Annotated in this window: 12 protein-coding genes and 3 tRNA genes; 7 read left to right on the forward strand and 8 right to left on the reverse strand. The window is 36.0% G+C overall.

What is annotated here, in order from left to right:
- Positions 1-14 precede the first annotated feature (14 nt).
- Positions 15-1814 (reverse strand): translational GTPase TypA, encoded by a 1800-nt coding sequence (gene typA, locus EZM65_RS03230; RefSeq protein WP_136667079.1) that lies wholly within the window; start codon positions 1812-1814, stop codon positions 15-17.
- A gap of 116 nt (positions 1815-1930) precedes the next feature.
- Here typA and EZM65_RS03235 point away from each other — a divergent pair, with 116 nt between their 5' ends.
- Entirely contained in the window at positions 1931-2689 is a 759-nt protein-coding gene (locus EZM65_RS03235) for a DUF5995 family protein (protein ID WP_136667080.1), read from the forward strand.
- A 56-nt stretch (positions 2690-2745) separates the two neighbouring features.
- Here EZM65_RS03235 and rpsT read toward each other — a convergent pair whose 3' ends face one another.
- The 5 genes from rpsT to proS all read right to left on the reverse strand — a co-directional run bounded on the left by rpsT (position 2746) and on the right by proS (position 5215).
- Positions 2746-2997 (reverse strand): 30S ribosomal protein S20, encoded by a 252-nt coding sequence (gene rpsT / locus EZM65_RS03240; protein WP_136667081.1) that lies wholly within the window; start codon positions 2995-2997, stop codon positions 2746-2748.
- 157 nt (positions 2998-3154) lie between these two features.
- Positions 3155-3226 (reverse strand) — tRNA-Glu (locus EZM65_RS03245).
- Between the two features lie 33 nt (positions 3227-3259).
- Positions 3260-3331 (reverse strand) — tRNA-Glu (locus tag EZM65_RS03250).
- Between the two features lie 213 nt (positions 3332-3544).
- Positions 3545-3616: transfer RNA gene (locus tag EZM65_RS03255), tRNA-Glu, on the reverse strand.
- Positions 3617-3736: 120 nt separating this feature from the next.
- Complete coding sequence (gene proS, locus EZM65_RS03260; protein WP_136667082.1) at positions 3737-5215, reverse strand: proline--tRNA ligase; 1479 nt, start codon at positions 5213-5215, stop codon at positions 3737-3739.
- Positions 5216-5314: 99 nt separating this feature from the next.
- On the opposite strand from proS, the gene EZM65_RS03265 reads away from it, so the two are divergent.
- The 4 genes from EZM65_RS03265 (at position 5315) to EZM65_RS03280 (ending at position 14698) form a co-directional block, all read left to right on the forward strand.
- Positions 5315-6310 (forward strand): DUF3300 domain-containing protein, encoded by a 996-nt coding sequence (locus EZM65_RS03265; protein ID WP_136667083.1) that lies wholly within the window; start codon positions 5315-5317, stop codon positions 6308-6310.
- A 25-nt stretch (positions 6311-6335) separates the two neighbouring features.
- On the forward strand, positions 6336-7838 hold the full coding sequence (locus EZM65_RS03270) for an OmpP1/FadL family transporter (protein ID WP_136667084.1): 1503 nt from the start codon (positions 6336-6338) through the stop codon (positions 7836-7838).
- Positions 7839-7977: 139 nt separating this feature from the next.
- Positions 7978-10257, forward strand: coding sequence for a T9SS type B sorting domain-containing protein (locus tag EZM65_RS03275; RefSeq protein ID WP_136667085.1), 2280 nt, complete (start codon positions 7978-7980; stop codon positions 10255-10257).
- Positions 10258-10291: 34 nt separating this feature from the next.
- Positions 10292-14698 carry a T9SS type B sorting domain-containing protein gene (locus EZM65_RS03280; protein WP_136667086.1) on the forward strand — a complete coding sequence of 1469 codons (4407 nt, stop codon included), beginning with the start codon at positions 10292-10294 and terminating at the stop codon, positions 14696-14698.
- 37 nt (positions 14699-14735) lie between these two features.
- Here the strand turns inward: EZM65_RS03280 and EZM65_RS03285 are convergent, their stop codons facing one another.
- Complete coding sequence (locus tag EZM65_RS03285) at positions 14736-15356, reverse strand: peptidylprolyl isomerase (RefSeq protein WP_136667087.1); 621 nt, start codon at positions 15354-15356, stop codon at positions 14736-14738.
- 3 nt (positions 15357-15359) lie between these two features.
- Positions 15360-16367, reverse strand: coding sequence for a 3-oxoacyl-ACP synthase III family protein (locus EZM65_RS03290; RefSeq protein WP_136667088.1), 1008 nt, complete (start codon positions 16365-16367; stop codon positions 15360-15362).
- A gap of 134 nt (positions 16368-16501) precedes the next feature.
- Between EZM65_RS03290 and EZM65_RS03295 the strand changes: the two genes are divergently transcribed.
- Entirely contained in the window at positions 16502-17275 is a 774-nt protein-coding gene (locus tag EZM65_RS03295) for a sulfite exporter TauE/SafE family protein (protein ID WP_136667089.1), read from the forward strand.
- Between the two features lie 65 nt (positions 17276-17340).
- Positions 17341-19755 (forward strand): S9 family peptidase, encoded by a 2415-nt coding sequence (locus EZM65_RS03300; protein WP_136667090.1) that lies wholly within the window; start codon positions 17341-17343, stop codon positions 19753-19755.
- The last annotated feature ends 172 nt before the right edge of the window (positions 19756-19927 follow it).

Genomic DNA, 19927 nt, shown 5'->3' on the forward strand with positions numbered 1-19927 from the left:
TGGTTTTCAATACATTAAGCTATTTTATTACGCTTTCTATCATTTTCATTCAAGTAAATTTTACGTAAACGAATTGATTTTGGAGTCACTTCAACATATTCATCTTTTTGAATATATTCTAACGCTTCTTCCAGAGTAAATTTAATTGCTGGTACAATTCTCGTTTTGTCATCAGCTCCAGACGAACGGAAGTTAGTCAACTGTTTTGTTTTAGTAATATTGATTACCATATCATCACCACGAGAGTTTTCACCTACTACCTGACCTTCGTAAACATCTTCGTTTGGATCAACAAAGAATTTACCCCTATCCTGTAATTTATTAATTGAGTAAGGAATTGCTTTACCGTTTTCCATACAAATTAACGAACCATTAATACGACCGGCAATATCACCTTTGAATGGTTGATACTCTAAGAAACGGTGTGCCATAATAGCCTCACCCGCTGTAGCCGTTAATAATTGGTTACGTAAACCAATGATACCGCGAGAAGGAATGATAAATTTAATAATCATACGCTCACCTCTTGGCTCCATACTTAACATTTCACCTTTACGTAAAGTCACAAACTCCACCGCTTTACCTGAAACGTTTTCTGGTAAGTCAATTGTTAATTCTTCAACTGGCTCACATTTCACACCATCAATTTCTTTGATAATTACCTGTGGCTGACCAATTTGTAATTCATACCCTTCACGACGCATTGTTTCAATCAACACCGACAAGTGCAATACACCACGACCAAATACCATGAATTTATCAGCAGAATCAGTTTCATTAACACGTAATGCTAAGTTTTTCTCTAATTCTTTAGTCAAACGATCTTTAATATGACGAGAAGTCACAAATTTACCTTCTTTACCAAAGAAAGGCGAATCGTTAATTGTAAATAACATACTCATTGTAGGCTCATCAATAGCAATAGTTGCTAAAGCTTCCGGATTTTCAAAATCAGCAACAGTATCACCAATATCAAATCCTTCTAAACCTACTAATGCACAAATATCTCCTGCTTGAACTTCCTGTACTTTTTTACGGCCAAGACCTTCAAACGTATGTAATTCTTTAATTTTTGATTTTGAAATTGATCCATCACGTTTCACTAATGAAATATTCATTCCCTCAGTTAACGTACCTCTTTGTAAACGACCAATAGCAATACGACCCGTAAATGAAGAGAAATCTAATGAAGTAATCAACATCTGAGGTGTACCTTCAGAAACTTTTGGAGCCGGTACATTATTCAATACCATATCCAATAAAGGCTCGATATTCTCAGTTTGCACTTTCCAGTCCTCACTCATCCAGTTATTTTTAGCTGAACCGTAAACTGTTGGGAAATCCAACTGCTCTTCAGTAGCACCCAATTCAAACATCAAGTCAAATACTTTTTCGTGAACTTCTTCAGGAGTACAGTTTTCTTTATCAACTTTATTGATAACCACACATGGTTTTAATCCTAAATCGATCGCTTTTTGTAATACGAAACGCGTTTGAGGCATTGGCCCTTCAAAAGCATCCACCAACAAACAAACCCCGTCAGCCATGTTTAATACACGCTCTACCTCACCACCAAAATCGGCGTGACCCGGAGTATCAATAATATTGATTTTAGTTCCTTTATAAGTAACCGAAACGTTTTTAGAAGTAATTGTAATACCGCGCTCACGCTCTAAATCGTTATTATCAAGAATTAAATCACCTGTGTTTTCGTTTTCTCTGAAAAGCTGACAGTGATACATAATTTTATCAACCAAGGTAGTTTTACCGTGGTCAACGTGGGCAATAATTGCAATATTTCTAATAGATTCCATGTAAATGAATTTTGAAGGTGCAAAAGTACGATTATTTTTTTCTAATTCAAGGATTACGTGTTGATTAGTTAAAAAGAAATTGTTTTCTTTATGTTAAAAAACTAAACTCTAAATTTATGCAAGCCAAAACAATAGACGAAGTCATTGCAATTTTAAACCAGATAGTAGACGAATGCAAAACACAAAATAACCCTTTAGGGTATTTTGCCATACTCTATCGACAGGTCACTATTAATGTCCGTGACGGTATTTTAAACAACCGCTTTGAAAACAATCTGCGGATGGAAAAATTGGATGTGTATTTTGCCAACAGGTATTTTGAAGCTTATTTCAACTACAAAGAACAAAAGAATATCACTAAAAGCTGGCATGTTGCTTTTGTTTCAGCTCAAGAACCTCATATCGTATTACAATATTTATTACAAGGAATTAATGCACATATTAATTTAGACTTAGGAATCGCCACCATAAAGACTATTGAAAGTGAAGATTTAGAAGGAATCAAAAAAGATTTTTACGCAATAAACTCACTGCTTTCAGATATGGTTGATGAAGTAAAGCAAAAAATAGGAGGCATTTCACCCATTTTTAAACTACTAATGCCGTTGGCAAAAAAGTGGGATGATAAAATCGTTCAGTTCAGCATCGAAACAGCCCGTGACGGTGCTTGGGAATTTGCACAGCAACTTCACGGTGATAAATTAAATTTCGAAAAAAACATCAAAGTAAGAGATCTATCGATTTACAATTTAGGTCTTAAACTTGTTTCTCCTGTAAGAACACTGCAATGGATCCTAAACACAATTCGATTTTTTGAAACAGGAACAGTAAAAAAGAAAATGGAAGCTTTGGAAGTTAAAATACAATCCAAATAAAACAAAAAAATCCCGATAAAATCGGGATTTAAAGATTTTTGAACACTTAATTATAATTATAAAGCTGCAACGTGTCTAGTTAATTTAGACTTTAAGTTAGAAGCTTTATTATCGTGTATAATGTTTTTCTTAGCTAATTTGTCAATCATAGAAATAACAACCGGTAATTTAGCTACAGCTTCAGCTTTATCACTTGCTAAACGTATTGCTTTGATAGCGTTACGAGTAGTTTTGTGCTGATATCTGTTTAACACTCTTTTCTTTTCGTTACTTCTGATTCTTTTTAAAGCTGACTTATGATTTGCCATTTTCTTTTAATTTTAATTGTAATAATAATTTATAAACTATCAGTTAAAAAAGAAAAACCTCCCACAACTGTTTTCACAATCACTTTGGTTTTAACTAATAAAATAAAGATTGAGACACTAACCTTTATTTTATAAAACTAATTTACAACTAATTTTGTAGCCCGTAAGGGAATCGAACCCTTCTTACCAGGATGAAAACCTGGCGTCCTAACCGATAGACGAACGGGCCATCTATACTTTACTTTCAGTATTTCAAAAATTGTAGCCCGTAAGGGAATCGAACCCTTCTTACCAGGATGAAAACCTGGCGTCCTAACCGATAGACGAACGGGCCATTTACATACTCTGAATCTCTTTAAGAGCGCTCATTTCTGTAATGCGAGTGCAAAGATATACACATTTTTTATTTCTGCAATAGCTCCCGCAACTTTTTTTGCATTTTTTTTCTTATTTTTTAGTAAGCCTTTGCAAATAAGACTCTTCCGTTTGAAGGTTTTCCTGTCAAAACACAAACTNCTATACTTTACTTTCAGTATTTCAAAAATTGTAGCCCGTAAGGGAATCGAACCCTTCTTACCAGGATGAAAACCTGGCGTCCTAACCGATAGACGAACGGGCCATTTACATACTCTGAATCTCTTTAAGAGCGCTCATTTCTGTAATGCGAGTGCAAAGATATACACATTTTTTATTTCTGCAATAGCTCCCGCAACTTTTTTTGCATTTTTTTTCTTATTTTTTAGTAAGCCTTTGCAAATAAGACTCTTCCGTTTGAAGGTTTTCCTGTCAAAACACAAACTCCGGTCTCTTCTTTTCTATCCAAAGGAATACAACGGATAGTTGCTTTAGTCAATTCTTTGATTTTTTCTTCCGTTTCCGAAGTTCCATCCCAGTGCGCCGCAACAAAACCGCCTTTACCATCCAAGACTTCTTTAAACTCATCAAATGAATTTACTTCGGTAATATGGGTATTTCTATAATTTAATGCTTTAGTAAACATTTCTGTCTGGATTTCTTCCAATAGATTCTGAATAAACTCCGCCACTGCATCTTTTGCCACTACCTGTTTCGATAAAGTATCACGGCGTGCGATTTCAAGCGTTCCGTTTTCCAAATCTTTAGGACCTACAGCCACACGTACTGGAACCCCTTTTAATTCCCATTCCGCAAATTTGAATCCTGGTTTTTGGGTTGTTCTGTTATCAAACTTAACTGAAACACCTATTTTACGTAGAGATTTAGTCAATTCATCAGCAACTGCAGCAATTTTTTCCAATTCCTCATCCGATTTGAAAATTGGTACAATCACCACTTGAATCGGCGCTAAATTAGGAGGCAGCACCAATCCGTTATCATCAGAATGCGTCATAATCAAAGCACCCATCAAACGTGTGGAAACACCCCATGAAGTTCCCCACACATATTCTTGTTTTCCTTCCGCACTTGTAAATTTAACATCAAATGCATTGGCAAAATTCTGACCTAAAAAGTGAGAGGTTCCTGCCTGCAATGCTTTTCCGTCCTGCATTAAAGCTTCAATACAATAGGTTTCCTCTGCTCCGGCAAAACGCTCGTTTGCCGTTTTAATACCCTTAACAACCGGAATAGCCATAAAGTTTTCTACAAACTCGGCATATACATTCATCATCTGTACCGTTTCTTCCAGAGCCTCCTGTTTTGTAGCATGAGCCGTATGCCCTTCCTGCCATAAAAACTCAGCAGTACGTAAAAACAAACGCGTACGCATTTCCCAACGTACCACATTTGCCCATTGATTGATCAGCAACGGTAAATCACGGTAGGATTGAATCCAGTTTTTATAGGTACTCCATATAATAGCTTCAGAAGTAGGACGGACAATAAGTTCCTCCTCCAGCTTAGCATTAGGATCCACCATTAGTTTCCCCGGACGTTCTTCATCATTTTTTAAACGGTAATGAGTTACAACCGCACATTCTTTTGCAAAGCCTTCAGCATTCTTTTCTTCTGCTTCAAACATGCTCTTAGGCACAAACAATGGAAAATAGGCATTGCTGTGTCCCGTTTCTTTAAACATTTTATCAAGCTGTGCTTGCATTTTTTCCCAAATTGCATAACCATATGGCTTGATAACCATACATCCTCTAACTGCTGAATTCTCGGCTAAATCCGCCTTCATTACCAGTTCATTATACCATTTAGAATAATCTTCAGTGCGTTTTGTTAAATTCTTACTCATTTTCAATATTTTGGCACAAAAATTGTGATTTGTTAAAGTTGAAATAGTTTGTGCAAAACTAACTATTTTTGTTATGTCCAACAATAAAAAACCGCTGAAATGAAAACATATTACTTTTCCTTAAAGACAATCACCCTTAAATCCATTGTTGGATTATTGGGATTAACCGCTGTATCATGCGGTTCGTATCAAAATGCGTCGTATTATGACAGTGACGGAATTTACAGCTCAGAAAAAAGAGAAGCTGTAGTTTATGAGGAAAATAAAAATGTTCCTCAGGACAATTCAAACGCAAACAAATACAAAGAATACTTTGGCTCACAGGCAAACAAATACTCGTATGACAGCCAGGACGTATTTACTGATGTTGACTCTTACTCCAGTGTCAATGACACTACCGTTACCGTAACAGAAAACAAACAGCAAAACTATGCCGGATGGGGTAACAATGACCATGACGTTACGGTAAATATTTACAACAACGGCTGGTACGGAGGATACTGGGGGAACTATTGGGGATACCGTCCTTATTACTGGGGATACTCCTACTGGAACAATCCTTACTGGGGCTGGTCAGGCTACTATGGTTCTTCATGGGGTTGGGGCTGGAATAATTACTGGGGCTGGGACTATCCTTATTACGGAGGGTACTACGGGTGGAATAACTACTACGGAAGAAACTATGCTTATTCAGGAGGCAGAAGAGGCTCATACTATACTAATCGTACCGACGGGTACTATGGAAACCGTTATTCCGGCAGTGGTAGAAATTATGACAGCAACAGAAATTTTGGTACCGGCGGCAGAAGATCAAGCAACCTGAATTCTCCTAATAGAAATTATACTCCAAGGGAATCAAATACAACCGAACCTAGAACTTACACTCCAAGAAGACGTTCAACAGAAAGTAATTCCACTCCAAGAAATTACGAACCAAGAACCAGCGAACCGAGAAGAAGTGAATCAAGAAGAAGCGAGAACAGATCTTACGATACTCCACGCTCATCTTCATATGACTCTCCAAGATCGTCAGGCAGTTCACGCGGAGGCAGCTCTGGCGGAGGCGGTGGCAGAACCGGCGGCAGAAGAGGATAAAACCATCATTCAAAAAAATTAAACTATGAAAAAATATTTCTCACTGGCTTTCTTATTGGCAGGGATAGCAACCTATAATGCACAAGACGTTTCTGATGCTTTACAGTATTCATTAACTAATGTTAACGGCACTGCCAGATTTAGAGGCATGTCCGGAGCTTTTGGAGCTGTTGGAGGCGATTTATCAGCAATAAGTATTAATCCGGCAAGCTCATCAGTATTCAACAATAATCAAATTTCAGGTTCTTTGAATTATTTCGGACTAACCAATAAATCAAATTATTTTGGAAGTTCCAGAACCGAAACAGCTAATGATTTTAATATAAATCAGTTAGGTGGTGTATTTGTATTTAAAAACAATAACAGTGATGAATGGACCAAATTTGCTTTCGCAATAAATTATAATAATCTTAATAACTTTGAAAACAGATCTTTTTCAGCAGGTATCAATCCAAACTCTTCGGTTGTGGATTACTTTGTTGAGTCTGCCAATGGAATAAGACTTGAATATCTAGACGATTTATCATTAAGCATTTATGATTTCGATTATTTTGGCCAGCATGCACTCATGGCCTACAGTACTTATTTAATAAATCCAGTTACAACCGATGCCGGCAATATAGATTACACAAGCAATGCTATTGGTACCGGAAATTTTTATCAGGAAAAAGATATTATTTCAACAGGCTATAACGGCAAACTTACTTTTAATGCTTCAGCATTGTATCAGGACAAATTATACATTGGTTTAAATTTGAATTCTCATTTTTCCAATTATTTAAAATCTTACAGTATCTATGAAGATTATGCCGATGCAACTAATTCAGACAATACAGCAGGTGTTCAGGCATTGCGGTTTGACAATGATTTGGAAACGAACGGAACAGGCTTTTCATTTCAACTGGGTGCCATATTCAAGATAACCGAAGAATTTAGAATTGGAGGTACCTACGAATCCCCAACATGGATAAGACTAACCGATATTAAATCTCATTATTTAACAACCGATTGCGCCGATTGTCCAGATCCAGGCTATGAATTTGGAACAGATACAAGTATTGAGTATCTGCCATACACACTAAGAACTCCAGAAAAACTGACTGGAAGCGCGGCATTTGTTTTTGGAAAAGAAGGACTCATTAGCATAGATTACAGCTATAAAAATTACAAAAACACTACCTATATTTCTGATGAAAGTTATTTTGACGGTCTAAATAATGACCTAAAAGATCAATTAAAAAAAGTAAACGAACTTCGTATAGGTGCCGAAAAAAAATACAAACAATGGAGTTTCAGAGCTGGCTACCACACCGAAACATCGCCCTACAAAGATGAGAACAAAATGGGTGACTTAACCGGATACTCCGGAGGTATTGGTTATAATTTTGGAGGCACAAAACTGGATTTTGCCTATACAAGCTATAAAAGAAAATACGGAGAACAATTTTTACCTTACGGTATGACAAGTGCTTCTCAAATTAATTCAAAAAACAATAATATAACAGCCACTCTTACTTTTGAATTATAACAATTAATAATAAAAACCACAACAATACAATGCCCTGAAAAGAATTTCTTATCAGGGCATTGTTTATTTCTCTAATTTTTTAACTGTTAAAGTGTTAAGTTTTATGAAGTTCTAATGTTTTGTTTTATTTTTGCAGGCTATGAAAAAAATAATCTCCCAAATTATTCTACTTATAGGATTGCTGGCCTCAACAACAATCCATTCACAAAATATAATTGTTGATGATACTTATACCGCACAACAATTAATTAAAGATATCCTTATAAATAGTGATTGCGCCCAAATTACAAATTTTTCAGCATCAGGGGGTAATTTTGCCAACGGCGAGAAAAGTTACGGTTATTTTACAAATTCAAATCCGGCATTCCCCTTTACAAGAGGTGTGGTATTAAGCACCGGAAAAGCAAAATCAGCTGAAGGACCTAACAGTTACATATCTGATGACGGAAGCGGAATGGGATGGACAGGAGATCCTGATCTAAACACAGCTTTAGGAGTGTCAAATACCACAAACAGCACTATACTGGAGTTTGATTTTGTACCAAAATCAAACAAACTGAGTTTTGAATATATTTTTGCCTCAGAAGAATATCATGATGCGGCGCAATGTAAATATTCTGATGGATTTGCTTTTTTATTAAAAAAGGCTGGAGATCCATCTTATTCAAACTTAGCTTTAATTCCCGGAACAACAATTCCTGTAAAAGTTACTACAGTCCATCCTGATGTACCAGGAGCTGGAGGATGTCCTGCACAAAACCAACAATATTTCGGCAGGTACAATGACATAAATTATCCTGTAAACTTCAACGGACAAACGGCAGTTATTAAAGTTGAAAGCAGTGTTCAGCCTGGTGAAACCTACCATATCAAATTAGTAATTGCTGACGAAGGAAATTACAGATATGACTCTGCAATATTCTTAAATGCAGATAGCTTTAACACCGATTTGAATCTAGGCCCAGACAGATTATTTGCAACAAACAATCCATATTGCTCAGGAGATGTTATTACATTGAACGGAACAGAAACAGGAGCAACGAATTACAAATGGTTTAAAGACGGTGATGACTTAGAAATCAATTCGCCTACATATACAATAACAGACAACACAAACAGCAATATAGTAACATATTCTGTTGAAGCTGACAATGGAAATTGCGGTAAAATAAGAGTTCAGTTTGCACCTTTACCGGCACTTTATTCACAGACAATTACACAATGTGACGATAATTTAGATGGAGTATCAACTTTTAACCTGACACAGTTAGATAATGCCGTTAAAAATAATGATCCTTCAGTGGGTAATATAACCTATTATGAAACTTTAGGTGGAATTGCAATTCAAAACCCGCAAAACTACATCAGTAATTCAAAAACTATTTATGCCGAAGCCGCAAACCAATATGGCTGTAAAAACAGTACTCCAATAGATTTGATTGTAACTTCAAATCCTATAATTGCTTTTCCGTATCCAAAATGTGATGATGATTCTACAATTGACGGTTTTACCGCATTTGATCTAACTGCTGAAATTGCCAGTCAGATTATCACATCACCAGGTTCAACAGCGATGAGCTTTCACAAAACATTGCAGGACGCTGTCGAACAAAAGAATAATTTGCCCAACAACTATATAAACAGCACAAAAGATACCGAAATTATTTATGGCCGGGTTTCAAACGGTGTTGATTGTGCGGGAATTTACAAAATTACACTTCAGATAAATTACATCCCCAGAAATACATTTAATGATGAAAACGCAATACTTTGCCAGGGGGAACAAATTACACTTTCCATCAACGCTGTTTACAATTCGTATACCTGGAGCAACGGAGATGCTTCTCCTTCCACTACCATCACGTCAGCAGGTAATTACACTGTTGATGTTTCAGACAATAACGGATGTACAGCTCAAAAAAAATATATTGTAACCCAGTCTGCACCAGCTTCTGATATAGATGCAGTCATTAAAGAATTTTCAGAAAACAATTCCATTGAGATAACTTACACCAATAATGGAGGCAGCTATGAATTTTCAATTGACGGATTTTCTTTTCAGGACAGCCCTGTTTTCAATAACGTTGAAGCCGGAATTTACACCATTGCCGTAAGAGACAAAAACGGTTGTTTACCTGTTATAACAAAGACAGTGTATGTGCTGGATTTTCCAAAATTTTTCACACCAAATAACGATGGCTTTAATGACAGCTGGAAAATTGAAAACATAGAAGTTAAAAACACAATCGCATCAATAGCTATTTTTAACCGCTATGGCAAACTAATAAAATTTTTATCACCGCAACAATCCTGGGACGGTACTTTCCTGGGGCAGCCTTTACCTGCGGATGATTACTGGTTTACAATAAATTTCATTGACGGAGGGAGTACCAAAAGCCATTTTACACTTAAAAGATAATTAGTTAACTTTGGAGTCAATCAAACTGACTTCAATGAAAATAAAACTACTCATATTTTTAAGCTTAATTTCTTTAAATCTATCTGCTCAGTTCAGCAAAACACATTATCTGCCTCCTGTATCAAATACTGAGGCGTATAATACTTTAGAGCAGGTACTGCTGATATCCTGTCCCAGTACTTCCAATGTAAATTATAAAATAATACAGTTGGGGGGAAGCGTCATAACCGGAACTGTTTCAAGGGATAACCCAAGTGAAATTATTATAGGAAGCGGCTCTAACACACAATTACTAGCCAGCGGAAATGATGTTGGTATTATTTTAAAGAATAAAGGGTTTGTAGTTGAAGCAGATGACCTGATTTATGTAACCGTAAGAGTTGCTGTGACAAATCATGCAGGAGGATTAGTTTCTAAAGGGCTAGCTGCACTAGGAGATGAATTCAGAATTGGTGGATTTTTAAACACTAACGTAATCAATGACGCCAGACACTACACATTTGCTTCGGTTTTAGCCACAGAAAATAATACTGTAGTAAATTTCAGCGGCATAAAATCAGGCACAAACTTATACAACAATTCTAACGGCAGCACACCTTTTAGTGTAACATTAAACAGTGGTGAAAGTTATATAATAGCCACCAGTGGTGATTCAAATTCTGTACCGGATGGACTTATTGGCGCTTTAATCACCTCAAATAAACCGATAGCTGTCAACTGCGGTTCTTATGGAGGGTCAAATGGTCCGTCAGTCAATAGTTCAGATATTGGTTTCGACCAAATCGTATCTGCAGGTGATAATTACAATAAAATAGGCAATGAATACATCTTTATCAAGGGTGCTGGAATTGACTCTGTCGAAAGACCATTAATAATTGCACATGAAAACAATACCGATGTATATATCAATGGTAATCCAACCCCTATAATAACTTTAAATGCGGGTGAGTATATCGCTTTCGACGGCTCAAACTTTTCGGCAGAAGGGAATTTGTATGTACGTAGTACAAAAAATGTATTTGCATATCAAGGTATTGCAGGTTCACCCAATGAAGCAAACCAAAACATGCATTTTTTACCGCCACTGAGCTGTCAAACTCCTAAAAGTATAAACAACATTCCAAAAATCAATTCTATAGGAAGCAATTCCGGTTATAACGGAACCGTTTGCATTGTTACTAAAACAGGAGCCAATTTAAATTTCATCCTAAATGGCGCAAGTTACACTTTAGCCACACTGCCTTCTGCGGGCGTGATAGCAAATGGTCCATACAATGTAACTGGAAATCCGGATTATCAAACATATACCTTTGTGGGGCTAAGCGGTAATGTTTCCGTTTTTTCATCAGAGTCTGTTTATCTTTCATATTACGGAAGCTCAGGATTTGCAACTTACGGGGGATTCTATTCAGGATTCACATTTAAACCCGAAATAAGTTTTAATAAAGTAAACATAACAACTGACAATTGTATTCCAAATGTAATTCTAAACGTAAATACAATTTCATCTTTTGATTCATTTGAATGGTCTTTCAACAACAATGTGATCTCAAATGCAAGCACTAATTCTTATGCACCGACTGCACCGGGATATTACAAAGTAAAAGCATGGATTTCGACCTGCCCTACAATTGATCCTCTTATATCAGATGAAATCCCCGTAAGTTCATGTGCTGCAAATTTTGATGGAGATTCAACCAATGACAACATCGACATTGACAATGATAATGATGGGATTTTAAACTGTACTGAATCATTTGGAAACCAAAACATAAATACAGCTGTCAGCAACGGAACAATTCCATTGAGTACTACCACCTATATTGGCAGTATAATTACATCGCCAATGACTGCTGCTATTCCTTTCACTGGAAATACTGACGGAACATTTGTTACAGAAATCCCGGCTGGCAAACAAAATTTTGTTGCTTATCAATTAGATTTCGGCCAACCTTCAAATATCGGCTTAGAGTATCCAAGTGTTACTGCAGTGAGTGATTTAATCAATGCGAATGCTGAATATGTCGTGAATTGCGATATTAACAAAACTATTACTGTTTTAAATCCATCAAATCAGTTGCTGATTGACACTAATTACGATGGAATTTTTGAAAGCGGTGTAACTCAATTCTCATCATTTGAAATCCGCTTCAGACTTAACGGCAGCACTCCTCTGGCTTCAGGAACAGGTACGTTTCAGTTCTTTGCAAATGGAATAACGACTTTTAAGCTGACTCATAAAAATTTATTGGATGTTGCTCCAAACAAATCCTCGTTTAGAATTTTCGCAGCCTGCGTACCTAAAGATTCTGACAATGACGGAACTGCTGATCAATTAGACACAGACAGTGACAATGACGGAATTTCAGATTTAATTGAAGCGCAAAACAATTCACCTGCATCTGCCACAAATACCGACAGTAATTTAAACGGTCTTGACAATGCTTTTGAGCCTGGCTTTACTCCTTTTGACAATGATAATGATGGTATTGCCGATTATCTGGACTTAGATTCAGACAATGACGGAATTTCAGATTCAGAAGAAAAAACTATAGATTCTGATACAGATGGAATTAAGAATTTCAGAGATTTAGATTCAGATGCCGACAGTTGCTCCGATGTTAAAGAAGCTGGTTTCAGTGATGCAAATCTTGATGGAATTTTAGGAAGTACCTCCCCGCCTGCAGTAAACAGCAATGGTATGGTTACCGGCTTTGGAGGATATACAGTGCCTGATCCAAATTATATAACCGCGGCACCTATCAACATAACTGTTCAACCTATTGATATAGCTCAATGTTTATTTGAAAACACAGGCTTTTCAATTACAACAGATGCCGGTACAATTCAATGGCAGATTTCAACAGATAATGGTACAACATGGACAAATATAACTGACAATACAACTTACAATGGAAGTAATTCAGCCGCTTTAAACATTTCAAATATCCAGTTAAATATGAGCGGGCATTTGTATCGGACTTTATTAAATAAAACAGGCAACAGCTGTGATTTTTATTCCAACATTGTTAAACTGACTGTATATCCTAAACCTGTTTTAAATCAGGGTATAAGAATTGTACAATGTGATGATAATATTGATGGAATTTCAGCATTCAATTTAACAGTAAATAATTCAAAATTATCAGCCAACTTTGCTTCTGAAACATTTACTTATTTTACAGATCAAAACGGAGCTATAAATAATGACAGTGCTTTCTTAATCACCAACCCTTTAGCTTTTACCAATACAAATCCTAATATGCAAACCATTTGGGTAAGAGCAGCCAACAGCAATAATTGTTTTGAAGTTATAAGTATCCAATTAATATCATCAACTTCAAATGCAATTTTACAAAATACTCCTATCCCGGAATTACATCAATGTGATGATTATATAGACAATATCAACAATGATTATGATGGTATTTCCAGTTTTGATCTGACTCCAGTTAAATCCATTATAGACGGATTACTCCCATCTACAAATTACACTTATAATTTCTATAAAAACTATAATGATTTCCTTCAGGAAACAGATGTTAACGGTAATTCACTGGCTATTACAAATATTACAGATTATAGAAATACAGGTTATCCTGATTTACAGATTATTTGGGTTCGTTTAGAAGATTCCAACACAAACGACTGTGTAGGAAGTACAAGTTTTAAATTAGTTGTTGAAGCAAGGCCAAATATTGACACGAATACGAGCGGGGACTCAAATACACATATTTGTTCTGATGATCCTTCTGTATACCAAACGCTGACATCCGGACTGCCTGCAAATGAAAATCCAAATGATTATACTTATGAATGGTCTAAAAACGGAACACCACTTTCATACACTACAGAATCTATAAGTGTAAATCAGGAAGGTGACTACAAAGTCGTCGTTTCCTATATTACCGGTTTAAAATGCTCAAGAGAACGTAATATTAAAGTTGAGATTTCAAATGCCGCACAATTGGCTGGTACACCGGTCGTAAAAGATTTAGTTGAAAACAATTCCATTACACTTACAGTTACCGGCGATGGAAACTATGTTTTTGCATTGGACGATCAATTTGCTTCAACTCATCCAACAGGCTATTTTGAAAATCTGACTCCGGGATTACATACGGTTTATGTTTTGGATTTATATGGATGCAGTGTACTAAAAGTACCTTTTTCGATTGTTGGTTTTCCTAAATATTTTACGCCTAACGGGGATGGATACCATGATAATTGGAACATAATTGGTGCAGATACAGCTTTTAATGCTGATACCAAAATTTTAATTTTCGACCGGTTTGGCAAATTAATAAAAGAAATAAACCCGTTAAGTCCAGGCTGGGATGGTACTTTTTCAGGAAAACAGCTCCCATCTGACGATTACTGGTTTACTGCACAATTTAAAGACGGACGAAATGTTAAAGGACATTTTTCATTAAAAAGATAAAAACAAAGCCCCGGATTTAAAATCCGGGGCTTTGTTTTTATTTAAGAATTATAACTTTTTTAATTGAATCCAGTTTAGGAAATTTTTTAAGAAATGCTCTCCTGTTTACAGCCAAAGAATCATATACTTTCATCGTCTCATTACTGTAACCGGAATATAATTTTTCAACTACATCCATTCCTTTTGTTACTTTTCCCAACGGCGGAAAACCTTTTACCTTATTATAAAAAACAGTATCCAATCGTTTGTTGTCTTTTAAATTGATAAACAAATGATTCTTTCTGGAATTCAAGCCTGCCCTTGCATAACTTATAGTTCCTTTTGTGTTACTGCCTTTTACGGGCTCGTCTTCCACTTTATACCTGTCCCAATTGTTTGCGGTAGCAGTGGAATCCATATGCCCAAACTGTGCCACAAAATTGGGGACCACCCTGTAAAAAACAACATTATCGTAAAACCTGTGTTTGATTTGCTGATAAACCCTGTCAACTGCTTTAGGTGATAAATCCCTGCTAAACTCAATTTCAAAATCTCCTTGCGATGTTTCAAATCTTGCCTGAAAGGTCGCCGGCGACTTTTCCTCCATCCATTTTGGATTAAAAGTTGTTTTGCTGCATCCTATCAAAAAAACAGAAGCAATGATAATTGATTTTTTCATCAATTACCATTTAATGATTGCGCTTCCCCAGGTAAATCCGGAGCCAAATGCAGCCAACACAACTGTATCTCCTTCTTTAATTTTCCCTTGTTCCCAGGCTTCTGTTAAAGCAATAGGAATAGAAGCCGCTGTGGTATTACCATACTCCATGATGTTATTGTACACCTGATCATCGGTTAGTTTAAATTTCTGCTGGATAAACTGTGAAATTCTCAAATTAGCCTGATGCGGGATCAACATATCAATATCAGAAACTTCCAAATTATTAACCTGCAATCCTTCCATGATTACTTCACTGAAACGGACAACTGCATTTTTAAATACAAACTGACCGTTCATATGAGGATAATAACTTTCATCATCAGGATCATTGTCTTTCAAAATATCCAAAACCCATCGTTTTCCCATACCTGGTGCAATTAATGCTAATTCTTCAGCATATTGTCCTTCAGAATGTAAATGGGTTGATAAAATTCCTTTTGTTGTATCTTCTTCTCTCGAAATGATTGCCGCTCCGGCACCATCACCAAAAATTACAGAAACCCCACGGCCTCGTGTGGTAAAATCCAGTCCTCTTGAGTGTACCTCTGAACCAATAATCAAAATGTTTTTATACATTCCTGTTTTAATATACTGGTCTGCAATAGAAAGTGCATATACGAAACCTGAACATTGATTACGAACATCCAATGCTCCTACTGTTTTTAATCCTAAATCTCTTTGAACTAAAACGCCGGGCCCAGGAAAATAATAATCAGGACTTAATGTTGCAAAAATGATGAAGTCTATATCATTTTTATCAATTCCTGCCCGCTCTATAGCTACTTTTGCCGCTTTAACCCCCATTGAGGTGGTTGTGTCTTCAGAAGTATTTACGTGTCTTCTTTGTTTAATTCCGGTACGTTCCTGAATCCATTCATCATTGGTATCCATTATTTTGGACAAATCGTCATTTGTCACCACATTATCAGGCACATAATATCCTAAACCTGTAATTTTAGAATGATACATATTTTAAATTTTAGTTAAAAATCGGTTTGCAAATTTACGTTTACTGTAAAAATTAACAATACAAATTAGGTAAATTTTCTGAATTGGCAATTTTAATTTGATTAAGTTTCCTTTATTTTGCAAAAACTTCAAAAATGGACTATATCATAATATGCCTGGCTTCTTTATTGGGAGCAGGACTTACTTTATTCTCAGGATTTGGATTAGGCACTATCCTGTTACCTGTTTTTGGTATATTCTTTCCTATAGAAATAGCTGTGGTTCTGACCGCTTTGGTACATTTTTCAAACAACTTGTTCAAACTTTTTCTTTTTGGCAGAAATGCGGATAAAAATGTCGTACTTAAATTTGGTCTGCCTGCCATTGCATTTGCTTTTATAGGCGCGTATGCCTTAAATTTAATAAGTGATTCAAATCCACTGTATGAATACACCTTTAATGATAAAAAATATGAAATCACCCTTTTAAAACTCATCATAGGCATACTTTTAATAGTTTTTTCACTTTTTGAATTTATACCAAAGCTTAAAAACCTGGAATTTGACAAGAAATATTTATCCGCAGGAGGTGTTTTAAGCGGTTTCTTTGGCGGTATTTCAGGTCATCAAGGAGCTTTACGCAGTGTTTTTTTGGTGAGAGCCGGGTTAACTAAAGAAGGTTTTATCGCCACAGGGGTTGTTATCGCATGTCTGGTAGATATATCAAGGCTTACTGTTTATATACCAAAAATAGTTAATAACGAAGTGGATTTAGATTTCAAATTAGTTTCACTTGCAACGCTTGCAGCCTTTTCCGGCGTCTATTTTGGCAATAAATTACTTAAGAAAACTACGTTCAAAACCATACAAAACATAGTTGCCATCCTGCTTTTAGCTTATGGCTTATTGTTAATTTGCGGAATTATCTAAAAAAATGTTAAGAAAATTTTTCGTTAAAAAGGGAAGTGTATTTTTACGCAAATAAACCTTAACAAATGAACAAAGTCTTTTTATCAGTCTGTTTTTTACTATCAGGCTACATTGGTATTTCCCAGGAAAACCTAACATATCAAAAACCTTCCAAAGAAATTTTAGAACTGGCCGATTATCAGGCAACCCCATCGGTTTTAATGGACACCAAAAAAACATGGATGGTTTTAACTTATAAAAACACTTACAAATCATTAGATGATCTGAATCAGGATGAAATGCGTTTGGGAGGCTTAAGAATAAATCCTAAAACCAATATCTCAAGCACATTGACATATGTCAACAATCTTAAGGTTAGAAAAATTAAAGATAAAAACGAGGTGCAAGTCAGCGGCCTGCCCGAAAACCCTAAAATCGCCTATCTGAACTGGTCGCCGGACGAAACTAAAATAGCTTTTACCAACACTACATCAAACGGTGTGGAATTGTGGGTACTGGATATTGCATCGGCAACAGCAAAAAAACTGACAGAGGCCAATCTTAATGCCAATATCGGAACTCCTTACAACTGGTACAGAGACAGTAAAAGTATTTTGGTAAAATCATTGCTGAAAAACAAACCCGATTTAATTGACAATAAAAAAGATTTACCTTCAGGACCAACTGTTTCAAATTCAGACGGGAAAGCATCACAAAACAGGACTTTTCAGGATTTGCTTAAAAACAAGGCTGACGAAATCAATTTTGAAAACTTAATCAAATCGGAATATTACAAAGTAACACTGGACGGAACCTCATCACTGTTTAAAAAGGCAGATTTATATATGAGTGAATCATTTTCTCCGGATGGCAATTATCTTTTGGTTAATACAATTCAAAAACCGTTTTCATACATAGTTCCTTTTAACCGTTTCCCGATAAAAACCATCGTTTATGACAAAACTGGCAATGAAGTGAAAGTAATTAACGAGTCTCCCTTAAACGAAATTATGCCTAAAGGTTTTATGGCGGTTAAAAAAGGGAAACGCAATATTTCCTGGAGAAATGACGAACCGTCAACAGTTACATTTGTGGAAGCTTTAGATGGCGGAGATCCTGCGAATAAAGTTGATTTCAGAGACGAGCTTTTTGTTTGGAAAGTACCTTTTGCAGAAAATGCAAAATCTGTTTTAAAGATTCCTCAAAGAGTATCAGGAATTATCTGGGGCAACAATTCAACAGCTGTTGCCTATGACAATTGGTATGATACCCGTAACACAAAAACATATTTATTCAACCCTTCCAATCCTTCAGAAGCCCCAAAAGTTATTTCTGACAGAAACTCACAGGATGTATATTCTGATCCGGGTGATTTTGAAACCAGAAAAAATGAATACGGCCGTTATGTATTGGCTATAGAAAGCAACAGCCTGTATTTAATCGGCAAAGGCTTTACAAAAGAAGGGCAATTTCCTTTTATTGACGAATTCAGTTTAAGCACTTTAAAATCGAAACGTTTATACCAATCTGCTTATAAAGACAAAAAAGAAGACATTCAGTCTATTGAAGATTTCAAAAAAGGAGATGTGTTGGTTAGAATTGAATCTAAAACAGAATTCCCTAATTACTATTTCAGAAATATAAAATCCAAAGACAAACTGACACCGGTAACCTCTTTTAAAAACCCTTTTGAAAGCATTAAAAATGTTCATAAGGAAGTAATCAAATACAAGCGTAAAGATGGTGTGGAACTTTCAGGAACTTTGTATTTACCTGCCAATTATGACCGAAATGCAAAGAAAGAAAAACTGCCTTTATTAGTATGGGCTTATCCTACAGAGTATAAAGACAAAAACTCGGCCGGACAGACTACACAAAATCCAAACGAGTTTACATTCCCTTATTACGGCTCTTTTGTGTATTGGGTTACCAAAGGGTATGCGGTACTTGATGATGCTTCTTTCCCTATTATAGGAGAAGGTACAACTGAACCGAACGATACTTTTATCAGCCAGCTTGTTGCCAATGGAGAAGCTGCTATAGATGCTGTAAATAAATTAGGATATATTAACCCTAAGAAAGTTGCCGTTGGCGGACATTCATACGGTGCTTTTATGACCGCTAATTTATTGACTCATTCGAATTTATTTGCCTGCGGAATTGCACGAAGCGGTGCTTACAACCGTACATTGACTCCGTTTGGATTCCAAAGCGAGCAGCGTAATTACTGGGAAGCTCAAAAAGTTTACAATGAGATGTCTCCGTTTATGAATGCCGAAAAAATGAAAACGCCAATGCTGTTGGTTCACGGAGAGGCAGACAACAATCCGGGCACATTTACATTACAGACTGAACGCTATTTTCAGGCTCTAAAAGGTCTGGGCGCTCCTGTGAGAATGGTTCTTTTACCAAAAGAATCACATGGTTATGCCGCAAAAGAAAACATTTTTCATTTATTGTGGGAACAAGATCAGTTTTTAGAAAAACATCTTAAAAATTAAATAAAACATAAAATTGAATTTTAAACTCACAAAAGCAAAATTCTGTTATACAATAAATCAGCCCCGGAAATTCCAGGGCTTTTCATTTTTATAAAACATTCAAAAATGCCGATTATAAAAAAATCATTCGTTGTTTTTTCCAATTCTGCAATGCAGCTTTACTGAAATTATC

This window comes from Flavobacterium sp. H122 (assembly GCF_004959765.1).
GTDB lineage: Bacteria > Bacteroidota > Bacteroidia > Flavobacteriales > Flavobacteriaceae > Flavobacterium.

Bases quoted from the DNA above. Each gene is read 5' to 3' on its own strand.
- typA (WP_136667079.1), bottom strand. From the start codon at position 1,814: ATGGAATCTATTAGAAATATTGCAATTATTGCCCACGTTGACCACGGT.
- EZM65_RS03235 (WP_136667080.1), top strand. From the start codon at position 1,931: ATGCAAGCCAAAACAATAGACGAAGTCATTGCAATTTTAAACCAGATA.
- rpsT (WP_136667081.1), bottom strand. From the start codon at position 2,997: ATGGCAAATCATAAGTCAGCTTTAAAAAGAATCAGAAGTAACGAAAAG.
- proS (WP_136667082.1), bottom strand. From the start codon at position 5,215: ATGAGTAAGAATTTAACAAAACGCACTGAAGATTATTCTAAATGGTAT.
- EZM65_RS03265 (WP_136667083.1), top strand. From the start codon at position 5,315: ATGAAAACATATTACTTTTCCTTAAAGACAATCACCCTTAAATCCATT.
- EZM65_RS03270 (WP_136667084.1), top strand. From the start codon at position 6,336: ATGAAAAAATATTTCTCACTGGCTTTCTTATTGGCAGGGATAGCAACC.
- EZM65_RS03275 (WP_136667085.1), top strand. From the start codon at position 7,978: ATGAAAAAAATAATCTCCCAAATTATTCTACTTATAGGATTGCTGGCC.
- EZM65_RS03280 (WP_136667086.1), top strand. From the start codon at position 10,292: ATGAAAATAAAACTACTCATATTTTTAAGCTTAATTTCTTTAAATCTA.
- EZM65_RS03285 (WP_136667087.1), bottom strand. From the start codon at position 15,356: ATGAAAAAATCAATTATCATTGCTTCTGTTTTTTTGATAGGATGCAGC.
- EZM65_RS03290 (WP_136667088.1), bottom strand. From the start codon at position 16,367: ATGTATCATTCTAAAATTACAGGTTTAGGATATTATGTGCCTGATAAT.
- EZM65_RS03295 (WP_136667089.1), top strand. From the start codon at position 16,502: ATGGACTATATCATAATATGCCTGGCTTCTTTATTGGGAGCAGGACTT.
- EZM65_RS03300 (WP_136667090.1), top strand. From the start codon at position 17,341: ATGAACAAAGTCTTTTTATCAGTCTGTTTTTTACTATCAGGCTACATT.